Genomic DNA, 21773 nt, shown 5'->3' with positions numbered 1-21773 from the left:
GGAGAAATCTGCGGCGAATGCGCCGAGGATTGCATCGGTGGCCTGAGGAGATGTCCATGCTGGAAGAGAAGCTCAAGGAAGCCATCATCGACGAGTTGAAGCGCCAAGCCGCCGACCGGCCGCAAGCGCTGAAGGTCCAGGGCGCGGGAGACGCGAAGGGCTCGGAGGAGCTGACCGTCAATGGCAAGATCGACCTTGGTGCGCTGGTCATGGTGATCGCAGGATCGGTTGCCGGCGGGCCTTAGACTAGCGCCGGTCAACTGCAGCTCTCATGCAGTTCGGGCGGAACGCCGCAGGGACTTCGGCGGCTGACCGAATGCGCGGATGAAGGCTCTGCGCATCCGCTCGGGGTCGCGAAAGCCGGTGGCTTGAGCGACGCGCTCGATCGCTTCTCCGGAGGACTGCACGCGCTCCCGTGCCACCTCGACCCGCAAGCGCTCGACGGCCTTCGTTGGCGTGGATCCGGTTTCGGCGATGAAGGAGCGGACGAAATGCCGTGAACTCAGGCCTGCGCGCTCGGCAAGTGCCTCGACCGTGAGAGGCGCATCCAGATTCTCGCGCACCCATGAAAGAAGGTTGCCGAAGCGCCCGTTCGGCGTCTTCAGTTCGAGCAAGGTCGAGAACTGCGATTGTCCGCCGCTGCGGCGATGGTACAGCACCAGCTGCCGAGCGGTCGCTTGCGAAATCTCTTCACCGTGGTCCTCGGCGATCATGGCGAGCGCCAGATCAATTCCTGCGGTGATTCCGGCCGATGTCCACACGCCGCCATCGCGGGTGAAGATCTGGTCCGGCTCGAGCCGGACCTTCGGGTAGCGTCCGATGAAGTCACGGGTGCAGGACCAATGCGTGGTCGCGCAACGACCGTCCAGAACTCCCGCCTCGGCGAGCAAATAGGCCCCCGAGCAGACGCTGGCCAGACGCACGCCGCGGCGCGCCAATCTCTGAATGAATGCGATCGTCGTCTTGCAGCGCGCCGCGTCCTCGACGCCTTCGCCACCTGCCACGAAAAGCGTCGTGACTGAGCTTGCCGATCGCAAGTTGCGCGCGAGCATCTCGGTGCCCGACGAACTGCGCACGGCGCCGGCCTTCGTGGCAACCGTTGTCACACGCGGCGCATGCGGCGTGTGGCGTCTTGCGATCTCGAACACCGATATCGGGCCGGCGGCATCCAGCAACTGGAATTCGGGAAAGATCAGGAAGCCGATCATGAACGCGTCCAAAAATGAGGGAATTACGCCGTTTCCGCCCCCAAGGCCAACATGGCAGGCTGCCACCGTCAAGCGCGATGTCGAGGTTGGATATGTCGGGTCCGTTGCAGATCGGTCTTCTGGTTTTTCCCCGCGTTACCCAGCTCGATCTCACCGGCCCGGCCCAGGTCTTCTCCAGCCTGCCTGACGTGACGGTGCATCTGATCTGGAAACGCATCGAGCCCGTGCCGAGCGATTCCGTGATTGCGCTGACGCCGACCATCACCTTCGCCGATTGCCCGCAACTCGACGTGATCTGCGTCCCGGGTGGCTATGGCACCGACGAGCTGATGCTGGACGAGGAGGTGCTTGCGTTTCTGAAAGCGCAGGCGCGGGGCGCGAAATACCTGACTTCGGTCTGCACGGGTTCGCTCGTTCTCGGTGCGGCCGGCCTCCTGAAAGGATATCGCGCGGCCACGCACTGGACGGCGACCGATGCATTGCCGCTCTTCGGAGCCGAGGTGTCGCGCGAGAGGGTCTGCATCGATCGCAATCGCATGACGGGCGGCGGCATCACCGCCGGAATCGACTTCGCGCTCACGCTGGTTTCGATGTTGAGAGGCCGCGCGGCTGCGGAAATGATCCAGCTGCGCATGGAGTACAATCCCGTACCGCCTTTCCGGGCCGGTTCGCCGGATACCGCACCGGCGGCGATCGTTGTTGCGATGAAGGAACTGGTCGCGCCCGCGCAGGCGAGGCGTCTGGAGTTCGTCAGGCGAGCCATTCATCAGGAGGGATAGCGCGGCGTTTCGGGGCGATCATCGCCGACAGTCGTCGCGGTGCGAGAGCGGAGGGGAAGATGGTGGATCACGTAGGGGCGTTGCAGTCATGGCACATCCGACTTTGCCGGTCGGCCTTCGTCATCATCCTGACGCTGGGTCCGGTCGCGTTCGCCGAACGAAGCCTGGCCGCCGATTTTTCCGGTGACGTTGTCCGGATCGGCATCATCAACGACCAGGCGGGACCATTGTCCGACCTTGCCGGACCTGGCTCCGTCGTCGCCGCGAAGATGGCGGTCCAGGATTTCCAGAAGGTCGCGCCGGGCCTGAAGGTCGACATCGTCGTCGCCGACCATCAGAACAAGCCGGATATCGGCGCCCAGATCGTCCGCAAATGGTTCGACGTGGATGGCGTCGACATGGTGGCCGACGTTGGAAACTCAGCGGTCGCGCTCGCCATCCAGTCGATTGCGCGCGACAAGAACAAGATCGTCATCTACTCGGCGGTCGGGACCACCGAGATCGGCGGCAAGCAATGTTCGCGCACCGGTCTGATGTGGTTGCACGACAATTACAATCTGGTCGCCGGCTCGGTCCGAAAGCTGGTATCGCAAGGATACGACAGCTGGTTCTTCATCGCGTCTGACTATGCGTTCGGACGCAATATGGTCGAAGTGTCTCAGCGCGTGCTCGCAGCGACTGGTGCCAAGTCGCTCGGCGCGGTCTTTCATCCGCTGGGAAATGCCGACTACAGCTCTTTCCTGCTCCAGGCCCAGGCCTCGAAGGCCAAAGTGGTCGCATTCGCCAATGCTGGCGAACAGCTCGTGACCTCGATGAAGCAATGGAATGAGTTCGGAATGAATGCCGGGTCTCAGAAGGCCGTCGCCGAGCTCATGTTCCTGACCGATGTGCACGCCATGGGCGCCGATACGGCCAAGGGATTGACGACGGTTACCGCCTGGTACTGGGCGCTCAACGAGGCGACGCGGGCATTCGCCCAGAGGTTCTACAAGCTTCACAACGCCATGCCGACCGCGCCGCAAGCCGCCGTCTATTCGGCCGTCCTGCAATATCTGAGGGCCGCGGCTGCTGCAGGGACGGATGAAACCAATGCTGTCCTGGAGCAGATTCGGTCAATGCCCGTAGACGACTTTTACGCACCTGGCGCGCGGCTGCGCGCTGACAACAAGCTGGTGCACGATTTCTATCTCGTTGAGGTCAGGAAGCCCTCGGACGTGAAGACGCCCTGGGACTATTACGACGTTGTCGAGAGAATACCTGCCGAGGAAGCCTATCTCCCGTTGAGCCAGAGTGAATGCCCGCTGCTGAAGACCTCGCAAAACTAGCGCCGCGCCGGCCTTGCGCCCCTTAAGCGCGCCCCGTCAGCCGTACTCCTCGCCGATGCCGTATTCCCGGTAGATCTCCAGCGGGTCGATCTCGGGAAACAGGCGGCATTTGGCCTGGGCGAGGTGCAGGCTCACCGCCGCCGGCTCCTTGCCGTTCGCGAGCAGCTTGCGGATGTCGTCCATATGCGCGTTCGGCTGGTGCTTCGGTGCGAGCTGCTCCAGCGCGACCAGGGCGGTTGCGAGCGCCTCGGTCAGAACCCACTCGTCGTGGCCCGTGATTCCCTTCTTCGGCATCGGCAGACCCCACATCTGGCGGTGGTTGGCAGTTTACAGCGACTTCGGCCAAATCGCCATTGAGCCGTCGCGGCATGCCGTGCGGGCAGTCCGATCGGCCATATTCCGGCCTGTGTTGTGGCCGCGTCTGGCTAAAAGGCGGCAAGTTTCGGGGCGATAGTATCTTTGTTGAAACAAACTTGGCGTAGACGGGCCGCTGCCGCATCCAGGCCGGCCGTTCCGGTCCGGGTCCCCCATCCCGAAATTTCGCAACACGATCGAGTTGCGCCCCCGCAAAGGTTCGAGCCAGCATGGCCTTTCTTAGCTTCGTCTACCGCTTCCTCACCAATTTCGCGTTCATGGCGGTGGTCTATTTCAGCCTGAACTTCATGGAGAAGTATCCGAACCGGGCGATCCTGGCGATCCTGGTGCTGGTCTATGCCGGCATGCGCGCCGCCTCGACGCTGCGTGCGTTCTACTTCTTTCAGAAGATCGAGAAGCTGGAGGCCGAGACCAAGCGCCTGCAGGCTTCGATCAGTGACGGTTCAGGCGGAGCCTCGGCGCGCAGGCAGGTCGTCGCCGACGTGGCGCGGCTGCGGCGCGATGGCGAGCTCAAGTCCTATATGGACCTGTTCTTCCTGGCGCTGATCGTGCTGCTCTGCGTCGCCGCGATCATGCGGCAGTGAGGGCTCAGGCGCGCTTCTTCAGGCTGGCGACGCGGGTCGGGCGGGTGGTGGCGCTCCTGGATGCCGGGCCCTTGGGTGCAGTGCCCGTGGCTGTCGTGCCCCGGGCTGTCGTGCCCCTGGGCTGCTCGGCATGTTCCGGTGCCGCCGCCGCCGCATGCGCCGTGCGCCGTCCCTGCAGCTTGGCCGCCTTGCCCTTTGCTGCTTTGGCATGTGCGGCCTTGTCCTTGGCCGCACGAGTTGCCTCGGCCGCCATCGCCAGCCGCGTCGCGGCACGCCGCGACAGGGTCGTCGACAGCAGCACCTCGACCGAGCCTTCGGGGATCGCAAAGAGCGCGCGGCCGGGCACGGGCAGGGTGGCCGCGACATTGGCCTGCGCCATGGTCCGGAGCGGCAGCAGCGGCTGATGCTCGGCCTGCGCATTGAGGTCGGCAAGAGCGGGCGCCGGCAGCGTCCGGGTCTGCGTGAACACGAAATTGGGCACGCGCGGCCAGCGCGCGATCGGCGTCGTCTCGGTCGGCGGATGCAGCAGCCATTCCACCGTCGTGGTCGGCGTCGCCGGGCGCTCGGCGGTCGCGGGCACCACATGCACGATGCGATAGCCGCGCGCCTTGAGGTCGCGGATGATCTTGGGCAGCGCCGCCACCGTGCGGGCCTGGATGTCGTGCAGCAGCAGGATACCCTTGCCCTTGGCCTCCAGCCGCTGGATCGCGAGCTGGTAGACGCGGTCGGACGACACGTGCCGCCAGTCGTCGGCGGGGAAATCGGCGCTCCAGACCTGGATGCCGCGCGAGATCAGATAGTTCTCGACGCCCTCGGCGCGCATCAGGCCGGGAATGCGGAAAAACGGGGCGAGCTGGGACTGATCGGTCATCGCGGCCGACGTCCACGCGATTCCGCCGTTGATCTCGGCCTCGGCCTTTTCGATCGGCATCCGATCGAAGGTCAGCGGATGGTCCATGCTGTGCGTGCCGACGGTGTGGCCCGCCGCGACCAGCTTGCGCACGCCTTCCGGATTGGCCTTGGCCTGGCTGCCGATGATGAAGAAGGTCGCCTTGATGCACTCGTCGGCCAGGATCTGGAGCACCTGGTTGGAATATTTCGGCAGCGGACCGTCGTCGAAGGTAAGGACAACCTCATGGTCCTTCAGCGGCAACGTCTCGCGGTACTGCATGGTGCCGATCAGCGGATGCTCGCGCGGATCGACCACGAGGGTGCGGGAGGTACCGAGTGCGTCCGGGTGGCCGGGACAGTCGGCCGCGAAGGCCGCCGGTGTGCCGACAGTCAGCATTCCCAGACAGAGGACGATCCACGATCGCGTCCGCGAAACAACGCTACTTCCGATCATGAACCTCGTCTGCCCTCATGCGCGATTGCCGCCTTGGTAGGTCGGAGACGCCCCGGAATGGTTCAGGCGCAATACCCAACCATCTTTGCAGGAGGTAGCATGAACAGAGTGTTAATTGGGCCGGGATCACCCCATTTTGCGCTGGCGTGACATTCCGGCATCAATGCGCATCGGCGCTCTTCTGTGACGTGCCCGCCGGTACGACGTGGACCACCCGATAGCCGTTCTCCCTCAGATACCGCAGAAAGGCCGGCATCATTGCGGCCGTGCGCACCTTGTTGTCGTGGAAGAGGATGATGCCCTTGCCGCTCGCCGCCAGGCGGTCGGTGACGAGTTTCAATTCCTGCTCCGGCGTGATCTCCTCCCAGTCGCTGGCCCATAGGTCGGCCCCGAACACGACGATGCCGCGCGACTGGAGCAGGTCGAGCTGTGCTTGCGTCGACTCGAAATAGGGAAAGCGGAAGAACGGCGTCGAGGGTATCGTCGTCGAGCTGCCGTGCAGCGCCATCTCGTCGGCAGCGATACCGCGATCGATGTCGGCCTTCGACTTGTCGAACGGGATATGCGCCATGAACGGGTGCGACCAGGTATGGTGGCCGACGGTGTGGCCCTCGCGGGCGATGCGCTTGACCATGTCGGGATACTCGGCGGCGTGCTGGCCGATCAGGAAGAAGGTCGCGCGCACGCACTCCTGCGCCAGCGCTGCCAGCACCTTCGACGTCGTCGGCGGGAACGGGCCGTCGTCGAAGGTCAGCACGACCTCGTGATCCGCCAGCGGCAGCGTCTGGGGAAAGCTCTTCAGGCCGACGCGTGGATACGTCTTCGCGTCAACGCTCAGGATGCGCGAGGTGCCGAGCGCGTCCTTGCGCGGGCACTCGGCGGCATCGGCCGAGGCGATGCCGATGATAGAAGCGATGACCGCGCCCGCCGTCATCGATGTCCATTTCAGTCGAAGCATCTTTGTCATTGCGCTCAGAGTTGCCTTGTGGGTATTGCCTGAACCATCAGCTCAGACCACTGGTTCCAACCTGTCAACCGGCGAGGCGCGCCATGGATGAACATATGGACGTTGCCCCATCCGCCTTGGATTCGGTACTCGACCACGTGCCGATGCGCAATGAGAACGGCGAAATTCGTCACGAATTCGTCGAAGAAATTGCCCGGGCGATCGAGGCTGGCGACAGCGCTGCGCTGCGTGCCTGCGTCGCCGAGCTGCACGAGGCCGATCTCGGCGATCTGATCGCCGCCCTGGAGCCCGACGACCGCGTCCGCCTGGTCGAGCTGACGGGGCGCGATTTCGACTTTTCGGCCCTGAACGAGGTCGACGAGGCCGTCCGCGAGGAGATCCTCGAGGAGCTGCCGCCGGAGACGGTCGCCGAGGGCGTCCGCGAGCTCGAATCCGACGATGCCGTCGAGCTCCTGGAAACCCTCGACGAGGCCGAGCAGGAGGAGATCCTCGAAAAGCTGCCGCTCAAGGAGCGCGTCGCGCTCGAGCGCAGCCTGCTCTATCCGGAGAACTCCGCCGGCCGCCGGATGCAGACCGAGTTCATCGCCGTGCCCCAGGATTTCACCGTGGGCCAGGCGATCGACTACATGCGCGAGACGCCGGATCTGCCCGACCGCTTCTACGAGATCTACGTCGTCGACAAGGACCAGCACTGGCTGGGCGCGGTGCCGCTCGACGTGCTCTTGCGCACGCGCCGCCCGGTGGCGCTGACCGAGCTGACCGACGAAGACCGCCGCCGCGTCTCCGTCCTGGAAGACCAGGAAGAGGTGGCGCGCATGTTCGGCAAGTACAATCTCGTCGCCGCGCCCGTGCTCGACACCCAGGACCGTCTGGTCGGCGTCATCACCGTCGACGACGTCGTCGACGTCATCGAGGAGGAGGCGGACGAGGACCTCAAGGCGCTCGGCGGCGTCACCAGCGACGAAGAGCTGTCGGACACCTTCCTGACGATTGCGCGCGGCCGCTTCAATTGGCTGCTGGTGAATCTCGCCACCGCCTTTCTGGCGTCCTCCGTGCTCGGCCTGTTCGAGGGCCAGCTGGAACAGATGGTGGCGCTCGCGGTGCTGGCGCCGATCGTGGCGAGCCAGGGCGGCAATGCCGCGACCCAGACCATGACGGTAGCGGTACGCGCGCTCGCCACCCGCGAGCTCGGCTCCTCCAACGCATGGCGGGTGGTGCTGCGCGAGACGCTGGTCGGCCTCGTCAACGGCCTCGCCTTCGCGGTGATCACGGGCATTGCCGCGGTCGCCTGGTTCAAGATCCCGGGCCTCGGCATCGTCATTGGGCTCGCCATCATCTGCAACCTCGTCGCCGGCGCGCTCGGCGGCATCCTGATCCCGATGGCGCTGGATCGCGTCCGGGCCGACCCGGCGGTGGCGTCGGGCACCTTCGTGACCACTGTGACCGACGTGGTCGGCTTCTTCTCCTTCCTCGGCATCGCGACCCTGTGGTTCGGGCTGAAGTAGGGAAATTGCTGCGCGCTCTCGTGTCCCGGGCGCGCTGCGGCGCCAATAGCGCGTCGAAGACGCGCGTAAACGCGCTTATGGCGCTGCTGCGCAGAACCGGGACCTAGAAAGCTGCACGGCACGCTGTTGCGACATGGGCCCCGGCTCTGCGGCACACCGCGAAGCCGCGCTGCGCTGCGTCCGGGGCACGGGACCTCGCATCTTTAATCCGAACTTAAGCGACCTGCCGCATCATCGCTGTGCTTGGGGGAATGGGCATGCGGTTGCGGCTGAAGGCGGACGGACGGATCGTCGAATTGCGGGATGGGCAGGAATTTCCGGTCCAGCCTGCGGCCAATGCCGCGCCGGGCGACACCGGCCCGCTCGCGGTGCGCGATCTGCGGCGCCGCGCCTGCCTGACCCAGATGGAGTTCGCCGCCAAGCTCGGCGTCCCCGTCGAGACCATCCGCAATTGGGAGCAGGGCAAGCGCGCTCCACGGGGGCCTGCCCGCGCGCTGCTCGCGGTGATCGCGCATGCGCCGGACACCGTGTTTCAGGCTCTCGCCAAGGTCTGACGCACACCTCTCGTTAGTCTTGCACCTGAATATCCGCCCCGATCGTTGCGGCGTCCGTTGGCAGCATCATTGGCCGGGTCCATAATGACATTTCGGGCTGCCGCAACAGAGAGGATTCCTCATGCTGTTCGTCGAGGCCAATGGCGCGAGAATCCCGGCGATCGGGCTCGGGACGTGGGAGCTGAGCGGCAGGCCTGCCGCGCGCGTGGTCGAGCAGGCGCTGCGGCTCGGCTATCGTCACATCGACACCGCGCAGGTCTACGACAATGAGCGCGAGGTCGGCGATGGCTTGCGCGCCTCCGGCGTGCGCCGCGACGACGTCTTCCTCACCACCAAGGTCTGGACCAACCATTTCGCGCCCAACGATCTCGAACGCTCGGTCAAGGAGAGCCTCGCCCGGTTGCGGCTTCCCTCCGTCGATCTGTTGCTGCTGCACTGGCCCAATTCCCACGTGCCGCTGGCGGAGACGCTGGGCGCGCTGTCGCATGCCAGGCAAATGGGACTGACCCGCCACATCGGCGTCTCCAATTTCACGGTGGCGCTGATCGAGCAGGCGGTCGCGCTGTCGGCCGAGCCGCTCGTCTGCAACCAGGTCGAATATCACCCTTATCTCGACCAGGCGAAGGTGAGGGCGGCCTGCGACCAGCACGGCCTCGCGCTGGTCGCCTACAGTCCGATTGCGAGGGGCCGCATCAAGTCCGATCAGACGCTTGCCGAAATCGGGCGCGCCCACGGCAAGACGCCGGCGCAGGTCTGCCTGCGCTGGCTGGTGCAGCAGAATGTCGCTGCGATCCCGCGCACCTCGCGCGTCGAGCGTCTGTCGGAAAACATCGACATCTTCGATTTCGAGCTGTCGGAGGACGAGATGAGCCGGGTCGCCGGGCTCGCCAATCCCAGGGGACGCCTGACCGATTTCGGCTTCGCGCCAAAATGGGATTGAGGGGGACTTCCGTTATGCTAGGACCGCGGCAGCAACCCAAGATCGGTCGATGGAACTGCGGAAGATCATACGGACGGACATTGCGGCGTCGGCGATCGCGCATCTGACGCTGGTGGGGCTGATCATCCTGATCAGCGAAGTCCATCCGTTCCACGCCGCGCCGCCCGAGACCGTGATGGTGGACATCGTCACGCCGGAGCAGGTGAAGCAGGAAGAGGCCAAGGCCGAGGAGAAGTCCAAGGACGAGGCAAAGGAGAAGCCGCCGGAGCCGCTCCCCGATCTGAAGTTGCCGAAGCTGGATGTCACCGACAAGGCCGACGCAGCGCCGAAGGCCGCGGCCAAGCAGGAGGCTGCTGCTCCATCGCCATCCCCGCAGGCCTCGCCCGAGGCAAGGCAGAACCAGCCGCCATTCTCGCAGCCGCAGAAGCAGCGCGAGGCCAATGTGCAACCGCCGCCTCAGCCGCCTCAGCAGTCGCAACCGCCACCTCAGGTAATGCAGCAGCCGCAGGCCACGCCGCCGCCGGCCTATCTGCCTCCGGAGCCGGACGTCACCGTCAAGTACGGCGTCATGTTGGGCCTTCCGCCTGAACTGCCGACGGAGCTTCTGAAAGATGTCCCCAAGGACGATGGCGGCGACGCCAAGGATTCGATCGCCGCGAAGCTTCCACCCGAGGTTATCGCCGCGCTTCGCCGCCACCTGAGAAGCTGCGCCAAGCTGCCGGCGGGGGTCGCGCCGACCGACAACGTCCAGGTCAAGCTGCGCACGGTGTTCGCCACCGACGGCACGCTGGCACGCGAGCCGATCCTGCTCGAAGCTCCGCCGTCCGCGAAGGGCGTGGCTATCGTCAAGTCCGCAATGAGCGCGCTCCAGAACTGCCAGCCCTACAAGATGTTGCCGGCCGACAAGTACGGGGAATGGAAGGTGCTGGACTTGCCGTTCAGCCCGCGGGATTTCGGCGGGTAGCGTGGAGCCGGATCCTGCTGTGTCGCCCTCTGTCAATCCGCTCGCACGAAGGCGGAAGCAAACCAGAATCCCTCCGAGGTGACAGTCTGGATTGCTTCGTCGCAAGAGCTCCTCGCAATGACGAGGAGGAGAGAGCCTGCGCCAAATTCCACTCTCGTGCCCCGGACGCAGCGCAGCGTCCCGCGACGGTGCGCCGCAGAGCCGGGGCCCATGTCGCCGTGTCGTACTGTGGCCCTGGGTCCCCGCCGCAACGCTCAACGCGTTGCAGCTCGTCCGGGACACGCGCCTCAACCGCGCTTCCGCATCTCCTCACCATCCACGACCTCCGGCGCCATCGCGGCCCACGCACTGGACGCGAACTGCCGTCGCCAGGTGACGACCACCACGGCCGCCGTGGTCACGAACAGCACCCAGGGGCTGACGAACCAGCCGAGATAGCCGAGCGCGAAGAAGAACGCGCGCTGGCCGCGGTTGAAATGGCGGCCGGCGGATTCGAACAGGCGGGAGGTGCGAATGACATGGGCTTCGGCCTCCGGCGTGTCGCGCCGGTCGGCCGGCGGCATGCCGCCAAACAGGATCGCGACGTAGTTGAACAGGCGATAGGCCCAGGCGAACTTGAAGAAGGCGTAGACGCAGATCAGCACGAGGCCGACGCATTTCAGCTCCCACATCGCGGGTGAGGTGCTGAGGTCGATCGGCAGCTTGCTCAGAATCGTGATCGCATCATTGGTGGCATGCAGCAGCGCCAGCGCGCCGCCGAGCGCGAACAGGCTGGTGGAGGCGAAGAAGGCGGTGCCGCTCTGGAGCGAGGCCATGATCTGCATGTCGACCATGCGCGTCTCGCGGTCGAGCATGCGGCGTACCCAGACCTCGCGATAGCGGTTCATGCGCGCCGACAGGCTGTCGCGGCCGTAGGCCGAGTGCTCCAGCGTCAGGGCATAGACCAGCCATTCGATGATGAAGAAGCCGACGGCGGCGATGTCGACCCAATGCCTGCTCATGTCTGTCTCATGTCTGTCTCTTGGCAAGGACCGCAACGATTGCCACGCATGACGGGGCGCAGCAACGATTGATTGGCGGCAGGCGATGGCGCTAAAAGCAGCTCGCTTGAAAGGCGTATCGAGAAGGACTGGTGACATGGCAGCGCTGAAACTCGCGATCGGCAACAAGAACTACTCGTCATGGTCGATGCGGCCCTGGCTCGCGCTCCGCGCCAACGATATTCCGTTCGTGGAGACGCTCATCCCGCTCTACACCGATAATCCCGCCGACAAGGAGCAGATCCTCTCCTTCAGCCGCGCCGGCAAGGTGCCGGTGCTGGTCGATGGCGACATCACGGTGTGGGATTCGCTTGCCATCATCGAATACATCGCCGAGCGCTACCCGGAAGTGAAGCTGTGGCCAGACGATGTCGCTGCGCGCGCGCATGCCCGCTCTGTGTGCGCGGAGATGCATTCCGGCTTCATGGCCTTGCGCAACGAATGCGGCATGAACCTGCATCGGCCGATCCGCCCCGTGGCGCTGTCGGCGGACGCCAAGGCCAACATCGCGCGCATCGAGGCGATCTGGCGCGAGTGTCGCACCCGCTATGGCGCGAACGGACCGTTCCTGTTCGGCCGCTTCGGCGCGGCGGACGCCATGTATGCCCCGGTCGTGCACCGCTTTCGCACCTACGCGATCGAGGTGGCGCCGGACACCAAGGCCTACATGGAGACGATGATGGCACTGCCGGCATTCCAGGAATGGACGCGCGACGGGCTTGCCGAAACGCTCGTCATCGCGAAGTTCGAGGACGCCTGACCGCAGGCTTGACGGGGGCGGCCGCCCGCCGGCCGGCCGGCGGCCTCAGGCCGGCAACGAGCGAGGGGCGGTGGATCGGGGGGGTGCGACACCGGCCTGCGACATGCCGGCGGAACGAGCAGCTCCGCTGGTATCATCGGCCCGCCATTTGTCCCGTTATCATTCTGAAATGACTGAAAAATTCGAGTGCTTGCCATGCTGCCATGGCGCTGGCCAAAACGGCGAGTCGCGTGCTATATAACAGCCCGGGTTTCCGGCCGGCCATCGCAGTGGGACACTGGGCGAGGTAGGCGCTGTTTGAGTAATGGAGAGGGTGTTGAAGCACAAATTTCCCGTGGGATCGCGCGTCCTGTTCACGGCAAGCAACGTCGCGCGTCCCGCTGCCAGCGGCTCGTACGAAGTCATCCGTCTGCTGCCGACCGACGGCGACGACTGCCAGTACCGGATCAAGAGCTCGACCGAAGCCTTCGAGCGCGTCGCCAAGGAAAGCCAGCTCGCGCTCTCCTGAAGGCTGACCGCACCCGCGCATTGGTGCCATCAGGGATTTGTGTCCTGCGCCGTCAAAAGGCCAGCTTCACCCTCACAAGGTGGGCCGGGGCAGTTTCCGACCCGCGGTGCTCGCTTGACCATTCGCTCTTTGCTCGCGTGAGGGGACGTCGCGCATGAACTGGGCATGGGCCACTTCGTTCGACCAAATCTGGCACTCGCCGGCCTTCCCGATGTGGATGACGCTGGCGGCCGCCGGATTCTTCGGATTGATCCTCCTGATCACGCTGCACCGCGCCGACAGATCGGTCGCCAACGGTGCGCTGACCGTCATTACGCTGCTATCCATCGTGATCGCGGGGGCAGCCACCGTGCGTGCCTATGGACCGGACGGACAGGCGGCCCCGGCCGAGGCGCGCGCGCAGGCCGCGGTTGCCGCGAGCCTGCCGGCACTGTCCTGTCTCGACGATCTCGCCGGCGATGCCGTCGCCGCTGGCTGCGAGAAGGCGCTGTTCGGCGCGCCTGACGCCGCGGCTGCCGCCGTGTCCTACACGGCCGCCAGGATCGACCGGCTGACCGCGCTCGGCGACGTCGCCACGGCGGAGAGGAACCTGACACTCGAGATGAAGGTGCTGCGCAAGTCGCTTGAGCGTGATCGCTACGGCCTTGTCGCGCATGTGCTGATCGTGCGCGACGGCTGCACGCAGTTCGATTGCGCCGCGTTCCGCTCGCTGACCGACCAGCAGCAGGTCGCCGCGAACATGGGCTCCCATCTCTACGACACGCTGGTCGCGCGCTACGCGCCGACCTGGAATACGCCCGCAACAGCGCCGGCGATGCCGGCCACCGCCGCGCTTGCCGGGCTGCCGCCGTCGATGCCGACGGGCAAGCCGACCAATGCGGAGTTCCCGAGCGCTGCGTCGACGCCGCCGGTGAGCATCATGAGTGCGGAGCCATCCACGACATCGCGCCAGGCCGCGCCTGCAGCCAACACGGCGCCGCCAGCGCCGCGCGCGCCGGCCGCAACCTCGGCGCAGGCTGCGGCACCCGCCGCCAAGAAACCGCCGGCGCCGAAAGCCGCGCGTCCGCCGACTGCCGCCCCGGTTCCGCTCGCGCCACCGGCCTCGGCGCCGGCTCCGGCGGCTGCGGATAACGAATAGATCGGCATTCCCAATGCGTGGCTGCCCGGCTAATGCTTGGGCATGTCACTCCATCTGATCAAGCTTGCCGTCGGCTGCGACTCCGTCAAGGAATTGAAGGAGTGGGTGGCCGAACGGATGCAGACCGCCAGGAAGAAGGGTCTGCCGCAACGTCACATCCATATCACCCGCATGGTGCCCAAGCGCGACGCCGAAATCCTCGCCGGCGGTTCGCTCTATTGGGTGATCAAGGGCGAGATCGCCGCGCGGGAAAAGATCATCGGCATCGAGCCGTTCCGCGACAAGGACGGTATCGGGCGCTGCCGGATCGTGATGCAGCCGAAAGTGATCTCGGTCTCGCCGCGGCCGATGCGCCCGTTCCAGGGCTGGCGTTATCTCACCGACGATTCCGTTCCGGCCGATCTCGGCAAGTCCGCGGCCGGCTCGATCGCGGCGATGCCCGAGCCGATGCGGCGCGAGCTGCGTGATCTCGGACTGCTCTAAACCGCGATATTATCGATCAGCCGGGTGGTGCCGAGCTTGGCTGCGACCAGGATCCGCAGGGGCCCATCCTTGCGCGAGGTGACTGGCGCCAGCGTCTCGGCATGGCGGACCTCGTAATAGTCGAGCGCCAAGCCGGCCGCCTTGATCATCTCGGCGCCGCCCGCCATCGCCGGCCCGATCGAATCGCCGGCCCGGATGCGCCCGGCACTCTCCTTCATGGCGCGGTAGAGGACAGTGGCGGTCTGGCGCTCCTCGGGCGAGAGGTAGACGTTGCGCGAGGACATCGCGAGCCCGTCGCGCTCGCGCACGGTGCGGGAGCCGAGGACCTTGACGCCGAGGTCGAGGTCGCGCGCCATCTGCGTCACCACCCGCAATTGCTGAAAATCCTTTTCGCCGAAGATCGCAAAGTCCGGCCGGCACTGCGTGAACAGCTTGCCGACGACGGTGGCGACGCCGCCGAAGAAGTGCGGGCGGAAGCGGTCCTCGAGGCCGGCCAGCGCGGGTCCTTCCGGCACGATGCGGGTGGCAAAGCCCTCTGGATACATGGCCTCGACGCCCGGATGCCAGACGATATCGACGTCCTCGGCCGCGAGCTTGGCGATGTCGGCCTTCCAGGTGCGCGGATAGGCGCCAAAGTCCTCGGTCGGGGCAAACTGAGTCGGGTTGACGAAGATCGACACCACGACGCGGCTGGCGCGGCGCTTGGCGAGTCGAACCAGCGACACATGCCCATCATGGAGGGCCCCCATGGTCGGGACCAGCGCGATCGTGGCTTTTCGCTTGCGGAGATTGTCGACGGCGCGTCGCAGGGCAGGGACCGTGCGGGCGATCAATGGGCTTGCTGACATCAGGACTCGACGGATTGGGAATCGGGGCAGGAGCGGGCGTCGTGCCCGGCCGGCTAACCTTAACAAGTGGCGATCGTGGACGCCATGCATCCGGATGCGGCACAGCATCCCGCGCAAGGTGGCGCAGGACGTCGCGACGTTGCAGGCCGGATCAAAGACGAAAGACGGCGCCGCGATTCACGATGAAGCAGGGCGCGCTGCGATTTGCATGATCTGTCACGCATTTCACTTGACCGCCGACGCGGTCAACTCGAAGATATTCGCGGGCGGCGTTGAGGACCACTATGCTTGTGCAGGCTAGCCAAGGCCGATCGGGCTCGGCGCATGTGGTCGTGCTCGGTAACGAGAAGGGCGGCTCCGGCAAATCGACCACCGCCTTGCACATCGCCGTTGCGCTCCTCAAGGCGGGCCAGCGCGTCGCCACGATCGATCTCGACTGCCGCCAGCAGAGCTTCACCCGCTATATCGACAACCGCGCCGCCTGGGCCCGCCGCACCAAGCTCGATCTCGAACTGCCGGTGCATCGCTGCATCAAGCTCGGCGAGACCATGCAGATCGCCGAGAACGAGCATTCCGAGTTCCTACAGTTCATGGAAGCGGTCTCGGCGGTCGAGAGCAGCTTCGACTTCATCGTCGTCGATACGCCCGGCACCGACAGCTATCTCATGCGGCTCGCCCATTCGATGGCCGACACCCTGGTGACGCCGATCAACGACAGCTTCCTGGATTTCGACGTGCTCGGGACCGTCGATCCCGCCAACTACGCGGTGACGGGCGAAAGCCACTATGCCGAGATGGTGCGCGACGTCAGGCGCAAGCGCCGCCAGCTCGACGGCGCAACCACCGACTGGATCGTCGTGCGCAACCGCCTGTCCATGCTCGGCTCCCGCAACAAGCAGCTCGTCGCCGAGGGCCTGAAGGATTTGTCGCTGCGGCTTGGCTTCCGCTACGTCGACGGTTTCGCCGAACGCGTCGTCTACCGTGAATTCTTCCCGCGTGGCCTGACCGCCCTCGACGAGATCGATGAGGCCACGCTCGGCATGCGGCCCAATCTCGGCCATCTTACCGCGCGGGAGGAGGTGACGAGCCTGCTCCGCCAGCTCAAGCTGCCGCTCGACGAGCGCGGTCGGCGCCGCGCCGCCAACCGGGCCGAGTGGTTCAACCAGGTCGGCAAGCCGCTCGAGGTCCACGACATCCTGGGCGTCTGAGGCGGCGGTAATTTGCTACTTTCTACCGATCCAATCAGCCGGTTCCTGCGGGAACCCTGGCTGCGCTCGACGCGTTTTCACTTCGTGTTGACTGCGAAATTGAACCAATCGGGACCGGTTGCGCCGGATGGTGAGCTGCACCTGACGTAGTGGTATGAGGATGGGGTGCACAGAAAACGTGTGCGTCGCACAATGGAAGGGCTGCGATTTCACATTATTTAGCCTTCCTGTCACGCTGCTGTGACATATATTAGCCAATAGGCGACAAGGGACCAAAGAGCCCCGGAAGAACACGATTTTCAACAGGGATTCAGGCAGCTAGGCCTGAGGCTGAGGACGAAAATGAAGCGTGGAATTGCCGTTCTGGTTTCGGTCAGTGCCCTCTGCGGCATCGCCTATTTCACGGCGAGCAAGTGGGCCATCAAGCACGAGACCATCACCTTCTACGACGCCTCGCGCGACAATCGTCCGGTGCCCGTCTACGTCGCGGTGCGCCGTGACAAGGAAATGCAGGCGAACGCCGGCATGATCACGCTGCCGGTCGCCGTGATCAATCACGGCAACACCGTCAAGAACACCGAGTACGGCTTCCTCGCCAACATCTTCGCTGCGCGCGGCTACATGGTCTTGAGCCCGCAGCATGACCTGCCGACCGATCCTCCGATGGTGACCAAGCCCGGCGAGCTCTATGTCGGCCGCCTGCCGCAGATCCTGCGCGGCGTCGCCAACATTCATCTCGCCATGCAGGAGATGAAGAAGGTTCAGCCCAATGCCGACTACGACAAGGTGACGATGGTCGGCCACTCCATGGGCGGCGACATCACGATGTACTTCGCCAAGCAGTATCCGGATGAGGTCAAGAAGGTCGTCACGCTCGACAATCTGCGCGTGCCCTTCGTCACCGCCGGCAAGTTCAAGATCCTGTCGTTCCGCTCCCAGGATCCGCAATTCAAGACCGATGCAGGCGTGCTTCCGACCGACGAGGAATGCGAGAAGGCGGGCATCCAGGTCGTGAAGACCGAATTCCAGCATAACGACATGCGCGACACCGGTCCGGATGTGGCGAAGAGCTCGATCCAGAGCATGCTCGACAAGTTCCTGAGCACGACCGACAGCGAAGTGGGGCCGGTCGACACGCAATCGTCCCCGCCCAAGATCCTCGAGCCTGGCCCGGTCGCCCTGATGGCACCCGCCAAGAGCTGACGCACAAGAGCTGACGTCAGCGCTCGACTGCACCGATCGTCAAAGCCTCCGCCGGCCTGCCCGCGGAGGCTTTGCGCATTGACCGGGCCGCATGCGCTGACCACATTAGCCGCTGACGCAAGGTGCAAACAGCGATGTCGGGCGAACCTATCAAACCGCGCGGTCGCGATGCCGTCTCGGCGCAAGCAGACGGCGCGCTGCCGCAAGCGGCGACCTCAACCTCGGAAGACATCGCTGCCTTCGTCGCCAAGGCGCGGGCACTTTCACCGCATTCAGCGGGCGCCAAGGGGCGGCTGATCTTCGCGCTGGATGCGACGATGAGCCGGCAGCCGACCTGGGACCTGGCCTGCGCGCTCCAGGCCGACATGTTTCGCGAGACCGCAGCGCTCGGCAGTCTCGACATCCGGCTGGTCTACTATCGCGGCTTCAACGAGTGCCGTGCCACGGGCTGGATCTCCGACAGCGCCAAGCTGGCGGCGCTGATGAGCAAGATCGATTGCCGCGGCGGCGATACCCAGATCGGCAAGGTGCTGAGCGAGGCCCGGCGCGAAGCGGTGGCGTCCGGCGTGCGGGCCGTGGTCTTCGTCGGTGATGCCATGGAGGAAAAGGTCGACGAGCTCTACGCCAAGGCCGGCGAGCTCGGCATGCTCAAGGTGCCCGTGTTCGTGTTTCAGGAAGGCCGTGACGCCGTCGCCGAGCAGGCCTTCCGCCAGATAGCGCGCCTGACCGGTGGGGCCTGGTGCCGGTTCGATCCCGGCGCGGCGGCGCAGCTGCGCGAGCTGTTGCGGGCAGCTGCGGCCTATGCAGCCGGCGGACGCGAAGCGTTGCTGAAACTGGCGAAGACCGCGAGCGGCGCGGCGCTTCTGATCGGCCAGATGAAATAGCGATCGGGCTGGCGCGGCTCGCGGCGGCGGTGGATGCGATGCATTTTGCCGCGAGGGCGCCTATATTCCGGTCATGACCCTGATTGCCGGCGCTGTCGCCGTTATCACGCTTTACCTGCTCCTTCAGATGTTCCGCGCGGCCAATCCGGCGGCGCTGGCGCGCACCATCAAGTTTGGGGGCGGCGTGCTGGCGCTGGCGGTCGCGGCCTTCACGGGTTTGCGGGGTGAGCTGGCGGTTGCGATCCCGCTTGGAATCTTCGGCGCGGGGCTGCTCGGCTGGACGCCACTGGCGAATGCCGGCTTCGGCAATATCGGCGGGCTGTTCGGTGGCGGTGCGGCGCCGGCGCAAGGGCAGGTTTCGCGCGTGCGCTCGCAATTCCTCGACATGCGGCTCGACCACGATTCCGGGCAGCTTACAGGCCAGATCGTCGCCGGACCTCACGCCGGGCGCAATCTCGGCGACTTCGATCTCGCCAGCCTGCTGGCGATGGTCCCGACGTTCGACGCCGAGAGCGTGGCCTTACTTGAAAGCTATCTGGACCGCCGGTTTCCCGCTTGGCGTCAGAACGCGCAGGGCGATGCGGCAGGGCGGCAGCGCCGCACGGCGGCGAGTGGCAAAATGACGGCGGAGGAAGCCTATCAGATCCTTGGCTTGCAGCCGGGAGCGGGGCGCGACGACATCAGCCGGGCCCACAAAGCCCTGATGAAGAAACTCCATCCCGACCAGGGGGGCTCGACGTATCTCGCTGCCCGGGTAAACGAGGCCAAGGATACTCTGCTTCGCACGCATAACGGCTAACTCCGGCACTACGCTACAAACGCCCGTACCGCGTGAGCTCCGTTCGCTCCGTCTGCCGTCGCCCCGATGCCCGCCCATTGTCGGCGTGGTCGATCCCTTGAGTAAAGTTTTAACCGTAAATCCTTGACGAGAGGTTGTCGTGGAACGGCCTTGTCAGGAATAGCCTCGGCATCACCGCATCCCCAAAACGAAAATGCCCGCGCAAGGGCGCGGGCATTTGGCTCGGAACGAAGAGAAGGGAGATCAGTTGCGCACGGTGATGCAGGAGATCTCGGCGCGCTTCAAGGTGCGGCAGACGGCTTCGGCCTGATCGCGCTCGAGCCCGGCGAAGCGGGCGCGGTAGAGCTTGCGATTGTCCTTGGCGACAACCGGCTCGGTAAACGGATCGGCCTTGCTGAGCAGGCCGCGGGCGGAGCTGCGGGCAGCGTCGATGCGCTGCTGGGCTTCGTTCTCGCTTTCAAGCGCGCCGACCTGGACGATCCAACCGCTGTGAGTGACGGCCGGCTTGGTGGTGCTCATCTGGATCGGCTGCGGCGCCGGGTCGGCGGACGCGAGCTTCGGACCAGCGGGCGCAGCGGCGGTTGCGGCCGGCAACACACCGAGAATGCCGTTGCCGGTGCCGAAGCCCGCCGGCTGCCGCGGCAGTTCGGTCCGGGCAATCTCGGCCTTCGGTGCTTCCGGCTGGCTGACCGCCTCGGGCTTGTTGATGAGATCCGCCCGGGCGACGACGGCGCCGGAGGTTTCCGCGACGTCGGAACGGGGCGGGATGGTGCTGGTGACCGGCGGGGCGACCTGGGTCGGGGCGGCGGAGGCGACCTTCACGGCGCCGGCCTTGACCTGAACCGTCTTGACCCGAACCGGCTTCATCGGCTCGGACGAGCCAGGGATGATGGAGAGCGGCTGGCTCGAAATCACGCCATTGGTGAGCGGCGCAGGCTCGACCTTGGATTCAGTCGGCCGAACTTCAGGCTTGCTGGCTTCAGATCTGGCGTGAGCGGGCGGCATCGCGGCAGCCGCAGCGGCCAGCGTCGACAGCCGCGAGGCGAGACGCGACGGGGCGGCTTCAGGAGCAGGGGCGGTGGCCTGACCCTGCGGCGCGGAGCGTGCCGGAGCATCGGAGGCATCGGCGACGTCGGTATTGGCTTCGGCGCCGTTGCGCTCCGTGACCGCGGCGACCGTGTGGACAGTCGCGCCCTTGTCGAGATTCTCCGCGAGCAGGCTGCGCATGATGGCGTCGCGCGAGCCGCCGCTGCGGCCGCCCAGCACCACGCCGATCAGGTGGCGATTGCCGCGGCGGATCGAGGTGACGAGGTTGAAGCCGGAGGCGCGGGTGTAGCCGGTCTTGATGCCGTCTACGCCCTCGACGCTGCCGAGCAGGTGGTTGTGGTTGCGGATCGACTGTCCCCGCCAATTGAAGGTCGAGGTCGCGAAATAGCGATAGTAGCGCGGGAAGCGCTCCTGGATGGCGCGACCGAGCGTCGCCTGGTCGCGCGCGGTGGTGACCTGCTCGTCGTTGGGAAGGCCGTTCGCGTTGCGGTAGACCGTCCTGGACATGCCGAGCGAGCGCGCCTTGCGCGTCATCATCTGGGCGAAGTCGTCCTCGTCGCCGGCGATCGCTTCCGCGATCACCACGGCTGCATCGTTGGCCGAGCGGGTGACGAGGCCCTTGATCGCGTCCTCGACGCGAATGGTCTGGCCGGCACGCAGGTTCAGCTTGGTCGGATCCTGATTGGCGGCGTGCTGGGACACCGGCATTTCGGTGTCGAGCTTCATCTTGCCGGATTCGAGGCGCTCGAACAGCAGATAGAGCGTCATGATCTTGGTCAGCGACGCCGGATGGCGGATCCCGTCAGGGCTTGTTGCCTGGAGCACCGCGCCGGAATTGCCGTCGACGATGATGGACGCGAATTTCGGGCTCGAACTCTCGGACACATCGCGCTGGACGCGGTGATGCACCTGGTGGCGGCGATGGCGCCGCGCCTCCGCTGCATCGGTGAAGATGACTGCGATGGTGACCGTAAGAAGCCCCAAAACGCCAACCCGCGCCAAGCGCGAGGAAGACAAGTTTTTACGAAGCATGGAACCCCGTCCCCGTTTCTGACTTGATCACCGGCCCGTGGGGCGAAATTGTGCCCAATGGTCCCGGGATCATTACCTGCTCAGGCTGTCCCTCCGCTGGTGTTCGCCGCGGGGGACGTTGGACCCGAGCCGCTGTTCTGGCTAAGGTGATGTTCTCAAACGGCTTTGGCCGCCTGCGGAAGTGAACACGTCCAGGGAATCAGGGTAGGGCGCCGCGGTTTCCAAAAGCTTAAGGAACCCTTGCGGGAACCCCCGGGAATCTCCGCGATTTGCGTTG

Annotated in this window: 24 protein-coding genes; 17 read left to right on the top strand and 7 right to left on the bottom strand. The window is 65.4% G+C overall.

The annotated features are described in order from the left end of the window. Positions 1-56 precede the first annotated feature (56 nt). Positions 57-245, top strand: a complete 189-nt coding sequence (locus ACM42_RS19780) for a hypothetical protein (RefSeq protein ID WP_271529495.1) — start codon at positions 57-59, stop codon at positions 243-245. 24 nt (positions 246-269) lie between these two features. Here the strand turns inward: ACM42_RS19780 and ACM42_RS19775 are convergent, their stop codons facing one another. Continuing rightward, complete coding sequence (locus tag ACM42_RS19775) at positions 270-1208, bottom strand: GlxA family transcriptional regulator (protein ID WP_271529577.1); 939 nt, start codon at positions 1206-1208, stop codon at positions 270-272. Positions 1209-1300: 92 nt separating this feature from the next. Between ACM42_RS19775 and ACM42_RS19770 the strand changes: the two genes are divergently transcribed. Further along, a complete protein-coding gene (locus tag ACM42_RS19770; protein WP_271529494.1) occupies positions 1301-1987 on the top strand; it encodes a DJ-1/PfpI family protein in 687 nt (228 codons plus the stop codon). A 59-nt stretch (positions 1988-2046) separates the two neighbouring features. Next, a complete protein-coding gene (locus ACM42_RS19765) occupies positions 2047-3312 on the top strand; it encodes an ABC transporter substrate-binding protein (RefSeq protein WP_271529493.1) in 1266 nt (421 codons plus the stop codon). Between the two features lie 36 nt (positions 3313-3348). Here ACM42_RS19765 and ACM42_RS19760 read toward each other — a convergent pair whose 3' ends face one another. Further along, entirely contained in the window at positions 3349-3606 is a 258-nt protein-coding gene (locus ACM42_RS19760) for a hypothetical protein (protein WP_193374346.1), read from the bottom strand. Positions 3607-3896: 290 nt separating this feature from the next. On the opposite strand from ACM42_RS19760, the gene ACM42_RS19755 reads away from it, so the two are divergent. Continuing rightward, the gene (locus tag ACM42_RS19755; RefSeq protein ID WP_239624072.1) at positions 3897-4271 is read left to right on the top strand and encodes a hypothetical protein; all 375 of its coding nucleotides are present in this window, start codon (positions 3897-3899) and stop codon (positions 4269-4271) included. Positions 4272-4275: 4 nt separating this feature from the next. Here ACM42_RS19755 and ACM42_RS19750 read toward each other — a convergent pair whose 3' ends face one another. Further along, a complete protein-coding gene (locus ACM42_RS19750) occupies positions 4276-5616 on the bottom strand; it encodes a polysaccharide deacetylase family protein (RefSeq protein ID WP_271529492.1) in 1341 nt (446 codons plus the stop codon). A 160-nt stretch (positions 5617-5776) separates the two neighbouring features. Next, positions 5777-6583, bottom strand: coding sequence for a polysaccharide deacetylase family protein (locus ACM42_RS19745; RefSeq protein WP_155251819.1), 807 nt, complete (start codon positions 6581-6583; stop codon positions 5777-5779). A gap of 83 nt (positions 6584-6666) precedes the next feature. On the opposite strand from ACM42_RS19745, the gene mgtE reads away from it, so the two are divergent. From mgtE to ACM42_RS19725, 4 genes are all read left to right on the top strand, one after another. Continuing rightward, on the top strand, positions 6667-8088 hold the full coding sequence (gene mgtE, locus ACM42_RS19740) for a magnesium transporter (protein ID WP_271529491.1): 1422 nt from the start codon (positions 6667-6669) through the stop codon (positions 8086-8088). A gap of 251 nt (positions 8089-8339) precedes the next feature. Then, positions 8340-8642, top strand: coding sequence for a helix-turn-helix domain-containing protein (locus tag ACM42_RS19735; protein ID WP_131867921.1), 303 nt, complete (start codon positions 8340-8342; stop codon positions 8640-8642). A gap of 121 nt (positions 8643-8763) precedes the next feature. Next, a complete protein-coding gene (locus ACM42_RS19730) occupies positions 8764-9582 on the top strand; it encodes an aldo/keto reductase (protein WP_271529490.1) in 819 nt (272 codons plus the stop codon). 49 nt (positions 9583-9631) lie between these two features. Then, positions 9632-10546 (top strand): hypothetical protein, encoded by a 915-nt coding sequence (locus ACM42_RS19725; protein WP_271529489.1) that lies wholly within the window; start codon positions 9632-9634, stop codon positions 10544-10546. Positions 10547-10833: 287 nt separating this feature from the next. On the opposite strand, the gene ACM42_RS19720 is transcribed toward ACM42_RS19725, so the two are convergent. Continuing rightward, the gene (locus ACM42_RS19720) at positions 10834-11547 is read right to left on the bottom strand and encodes a DUF599 domain-containing protein (RefSeq protein WP_271529488.1); all 714 of its coding nucleotides are present in this window, start codon (positions 11545-11547) and stop codon (positions 10834-10836) included. Positions 11548-11683: 136 nt separating this feature from the next. Here ACM42_RS19720 and ACM42_RS19715 point away from each other — a divergent pair, with 136 nt between their 5' ends. From ACM42_RS19715 to ACM42_RS19700, 4 genes are all read left to right on the top strand, one after another. Beyond that, complete coding sequence (locus ACM42_RS19715; protein ID WP_271529486.1) at positions 11684-12346, top strand: glutathione S-transferase family protein; 663 nt, start codon at positions 11684-11686, stop codon at positions 12344-12346. A gap of 304 nt (positions 12347-12650) precedes the next feature. Beyond that, positions 12651-12854 carry a hypothetical protein gene (locus ACM42_RS19710; RefSeq protein WP_085966667.1) on the top strand — a complete coding sequence of 68 codons (204 nt, stop codon included), beginning with the start codon at positions 12651-12653 and terminating at the stop codon, positions 12852-12854. Positions 12855-13008: 154 nt separating this feature from the next. Then, complete coding sequence (locus ACM42_RS19705) at positions 13009-13992, top strand: hypothetical protein (RefSeq protein WP_271529484.1); 984 nt, start codon at positions 13009-13011, stop codon at positions 13990-13992. Between the two features lie 42 nt (positions 13993-14034). Then, on the top strand, positions 14035-14475 hold the full coding sequence (locus ACM42_RS19700; RefSeq protein ID WP_271529483.1) for a DUF1489 family protein: 441 nt from the start codon (positions 14035-14037) through the stop codon (positions 14473-14475). On the opposite strand, the gene panC is transcribed toward ACM42_RS19700, so the two are convergent. Continuing rightward, entirely contained in the window at positions 14472-15323 is an 852-nt protein-coding gene (gene panC, locus ACM42_RS19695; protein WP_271529482.1) for a pantoate--beta-alanine ligase, read from the bottom strand. The genes ACM42_RS19700 and panC overlap by 4 nt on opposite strands. A 94-nt stretch (positions 15324-15417) precedes the next feature. Between panC and ACM42_RS19690 the strand changes: the two genes are divergently transcribed. The 5 genes from ACM42_RS19690 to ACM42_RS19670 all read left to right on the top strand — a co-directional run bounded on the left by ACM42_RS19690 (position 15418) and on the right by ACM42_RS19670 (position 19417). Next, the gene (locus ACM42_RS19690; RefSeq protein ID WP_271529481.1) at positions 15418-15624 is read left to right on the top strand and encodes a hypothetical protein; all 207 of its coding nucleotides are present in this window, start codon (positions 15418-15420) and stop codon (positions 15622-15624) included. Beyond that, entirely contained in the window at positions 15608-16531 is a 924-nt protein-coding gene (locus tag ACM42_RS19685; RefSeq protein ID WP_271529480.1) for a division plane positioning ATPase MipZ, read from the top strand. The genes ACM42_RS19690 and ACM42_RS19685 overlap by 17 nt, the downstream gene beginning before the upstream one ends. 342 nt (positions 16532-16873) lie before the next feature. Continuing rightward, positions 16874-17734: an alpha/beta fold hydrolase gene (locus ACM42_RS19680; RefSeq protein WP_271529479.1), complete on the top strand. Its 861-nt coding sequence runs from the start codon at positions 16874-16876 to the stop codon at positions 17732-17734. 134 nt (positions 17735-17868) lie between these two features. Continuing rightward, a complete protein-coding gene (locus ACM42_RS19675; protein WP_271529478.1) occupies positions 17869-18618 on the top strand; it encodes a VWA domain-containing protein in 750 nt (249 codons plus the stop codon). A 73-nt stretch (positions 18619-18691) separates the two neighbouring features. Next, on the top strand, positions 18692-19417 hold the full coding sequence (locus ACM42_RS19670) for a DnaJ domain-containing protein (RefSeq protein WP_271529477.1): 726 nt from the start codon (positions 18692-18694) through the stop codon (positions 19415-19417). A gap of 243 nt (positions 19418-19660) precedes the next feature. Here the strand turns inward: ACM42_RS19670 and ACM42_RS19665 are convergent, their stop codons facing one another. Further along, positions 19661-21496, bottom strand: coding sequence for a serine hydrolase (locus ACM42_RS19665; RefSeq protein WP_271529476.1), 1836 nt, complete (start codon positions 21494-21496; stop codon positions 19661-19663). Positions 21497-21773 lie beyond the last annotated feature (277 nt).

The organism is Bradyrhizobium sp. CCBAU 25338, from assembly GCF_028128965.1.
GTDB classification, from domain to species: domain Bacteria; phylum Pseudomonadota; class Alphaproteobacteria; order Rhizobiales; family Xanthobacteraceae; genus Bradyrhizobium; species Bradyrhizobium liaoningense.
The sequence above is the reverse complement of the archived record's forward strand: the minus strand, read 5'-3'. Positions and strand labels throughout refer to the sequence as shown.

Excerpts from the sequence above, each read along its gene's own strand:
- ACM42_RS19770 (WP_271529494.1), top strand. The coding sequence starts at position 1,301 with ATGTCGGGTCCGTTGCAGATCGGTCTTCTGGTTTTTCCCCGCGTTACC.
- ACM42_RS19700 (WP_271529483.1), top strand. The coding sequence starts at position 14,035 with ATGTCACTCCATCTGATCAAGCTTGCCGTCGGCTGCGACTCCGTCAAG.
- ACM42_RS19665 (WP_271529476.1), bottom strand. The coding sequence starts at position 21,496 with ATGCTTCGTAAAAACTTGTCTTCCTCGCGCTTGGCGCGGGTTGGCGTT.
- ACM42_RS19675 (WP_271529478.1), top strand. The coding sequence starts at position 17,869 with ATGTCGGGCGAACCTATCAAACCGCGCGGTCGCGATGCCGTCTCGGCG.
- ACM42_RS19780 (WP_271529495.1), top strand. The coding sequence starts at position 57 with ATGCTGGAAGAGAAGCTCAAGGAAGCCATCATCGACGAGTTGAAGCGC.
- ACM42_RS19690 (WP_271529481.1), top strand. The coding sequence starts at position 15,418 with ATGCGGCACAGCATCCCGCGCAAGGTGGCGCAGGACGTCGCGACGTTG.
- ACM42_RS19725 (WP_271529489.1), top strand. The coding sequence starts at position 9,632 with ATGGAACTGCGGAAGATCATACGGACGGACATTGCGGCGTCGGCGATC.
- ACM42_RS19705 (WP_271529484.1), top strand. The coding sequence starts at position 13,009 with ATGAACTGGGCATGGGCCACTTCGTTCGACCAAATCTGGCACTCGCCG.
- ACM42_RS19735 (WP_131867921.1), top strand. The coding sequence starts at position 8,340 with ATGGGCATGCGGTTGCGGCTGAAGGCGGACGGACGGATCGTCGAATTG.
- ACM42_RS19750 (WP_271529492.1), bottom strand. The coding sequence starts at position 5,616 with ATGATCGGAAGTAGCGTTGTTTCGCGGACGCGATCGTGGATCGTCCTC.
- ACM42_RS19710 (WP_085966667.1), top strand. The coding sequence starts at position 12,651 with ATGGAGAGGGTGTTGAAGCACAAATTTCCCGTGGGATCGCGCGTCCTG.
- mgtE (WP_271529491.1), top strand. The coding sequence starts at position 6,667 with ATGGATGAACATATGGACGTTGCCCCATCCGCCTTGGATTCGGTACTC.
- ACM42_RS19775 (WP_271529577.1), bottom strand. The coding sequence starts at position 1,208 with ATGATCGGCTTCCTGATCTTTCCCGAATTCCAGTTGCTGGATGCCGCC.
- ACM42_RS19715 (WP_271529486.1), top strand. The coding sequence starts at position 11,684 with ATGGCAGCGCTGAAACTCGCGATCGGCAACAAGAACTACTCGTCATGG.
- ACM42_RS19730 (WP_271529490.1), top strand. The coding sequence starts at position 8,764 with ATGCTGTTCGTCGAGGCCAATGGCGCGAGAATCCCGGCGATCGGGCTC.
- ACM42_RS19765 (WP_271529493.1), top strand. The coding sequence starts at position 2,047 with ATGGTGGATCACGTAGGGGCGTTGCAGTCATGGCACATCCGACTTTGC.
- ACM42_RS19760 (WP_193374346.1), bottom strand. The coding sequence starts at position 3,606 with ATGCCGAAGAAGGGAATCACGGGCCACGACGAGTGGGTTCTGACCGAG.
- ACM42_RS19680 (WP_271529479.1), top strand. The coding sequence starts at position 16,874 with ATGAAGCGTGGAATTGCCGTTCTGGTTTCGGTCAGTGCCCTCTGCGGC.
- ACM42_RS19745 (WP_155251819.1), bottom strand. The coding sequence starts at position 6,583 with ATGACAAAGATGCTTCGACTGAAATGGACATCGATGACGGCGGGCGCG.
- ACM42_RS19670 (WP_271529477.1), top strand. The coding sequence starts at position 18,692 with ATGACCCTGATTGCCGGCGCTGTCGCCGTTATCACGCTTTACCTGCTC.
- panC (WP_271529482.1), bottom strand. The coding sequence starts at position 15,323 with ATGTCAGCAAGCCCATTGATCGCCCGCACGGTCCCTGCCCTGCGACGC.
- ACM42_RS19685 (WP_271529480.1), top strand. The coding sequence starts at position 15,608 with ATGCTTGTGCAGGCTAGCCAAGGCCGATCGGGCTCGGCGCATGTGGTC.
- ACM42_RS19720 (WP_271529488.1), bottom strand. The coding sequence starts at position 11,547 with ATGAGCAGGCATTGGGTCGACATCGCCGCCGTCGGCTTCTTCATCATC.
- ACM42_RS19755 (WP_239624072.1), top strand. The coding sequence starts at position 3,897 with ATGGCCTTTCTTAGCTTCGTCTACCGCTTCCTCACCAATTTCGCGTTC.